Here is a 1,342-nt window from a genome sequence, read left to right on the forward strand (position 1 = left end):
ATGAATCCCCCCGGTGAGTCCGGAGACTTATTGGTGTGACAGCCCGGCCGTCTGCTGGGCTGGGTGTTGAGCGTAGTAGGCGGCCTCCATCTCCGCCGGGGGTACGTCGCCGCAGTACTGGTAGAGGCGGCGGTGGTTGAACCAGTCGACCCATTCCGCAGTGGCGAACTCGACGTGGTCGACGCTGCGCCAGGGGCCGCGGGGCTTGATCAGCTCGGTCTTATAGAGGCCGTTGATCGTTTCGGCGAGGGCGTTGTCGAAGCTCGATCCCACCGCGCCTACGCTGGGCTGGATCCCGGCCTCGGCGAGGCGCTCGGTGAAGGCAATCGACATATATTGACTGCCTCTATCGGTATGGTGCACAACATCTTTCACGTCCCAACCTGCTCTTTCCCGGGTCCAGATAGCGTGCTCGATCGCGTCGAGCACCAGGCTGGTGGTCATCGTGGTGCCGGTGCGCCAGCCGATGATCCGCCGCGCGTAGGCGTCGATCACGAACGCCACATAGACCCAGCCCGACCATGCCGACACATAGGTCATGTCGGCCACCCACAGCCGGTTCGGTGCCGCCGGCGCGAACCTGCGCTGCACCAGATCCGCCGGTCGCGGGGCGGCCGGATCGGCGATCGTGGTGCGTTTGACCCGACCACGGACCGCGCCACGCAGCCCCAGCGCCCGCATCAGCCGCTCCACCGTGCAGCGGGCCACGCCGATGCCTTCACGATTGAGTTGCAGCCACACCTTCCGGGCGCCATACGCGCTGAAGTTCTCCCAGTGAACCCGCGTGATTTCCACCTTCAATTCCTCGTCGCGCCGCCGCTGTTTACTCGACACCGGCTGGCGCTGTTCGTAATACGTTGATGGGGCGATCTTGACGCCGAGCTCGGTGAGCGCGGCGCAGATCGACTCGACACCCCATCGCAAGCCACCATCGACCCGGTGGCCCTGATGCTCGCTGATATACCTGACGATCAGCGCTGCGGCCGGTCCAGTTCGGCCGCGAAGAAAGCCGACGCAGACTTCAGAATTGCGTTGGCGCGCTTCAGTTCTGCGTTCTCCCGACGAAGCCGCTTCAACTCCGCGGACTCTTCACTGGTCACCCCAGCCCGCGCGCCGCCATCGACCTGCTCCTGGCGAACCCACTTCCGGACCGTCTCGGCCGTCCCGACACCCAGCAACTCGGCCACCGCCCCGATCGCAGCCCACTCCGACTCGTACTGGTCACGGACCTCCGCGACCATCCGCACCGCCCGCTCACGCAACTCCAGCGGGTACTTCTTCGAACTCACGGACTTCATCCTTCCTCAACAGATGAAGTCTCCGGACATGCCGGGAGGATTCA

At 64.9% G+C, this 1,342-nt stretch carries 1 protein-coding gene; it reads right to left on the reverse strand.

The features are described 5' to 3' along the window. Positions 1-27: 27 nt before the first annotated feature. A protein-coding gene (locus tag ON19_RS30860) for an IS3 family transposase (RefSeq protein ID WP_157229897.1) occupies positions 28-1,298 on the reverse strand; the annotation gives its coding sequence in 2 pieces (ribosomal slippage) (positions 28-1,010 and positions 1,010-1,298; 1,272 coding nt in all). Between the last annotated feature and the right edge of the window lie 44 nt (positions 1,299-1,342).

The organism is Nocardia abscessus NBRC 100374, assembly GCF_000308455.1.
Taxonomy (GTDB): Bacteria; Actinomycetota; Actinomycetes; order Mycobacteriales; family Mycobacteriaceae; genus Nocardia; species Nocardia abscessus.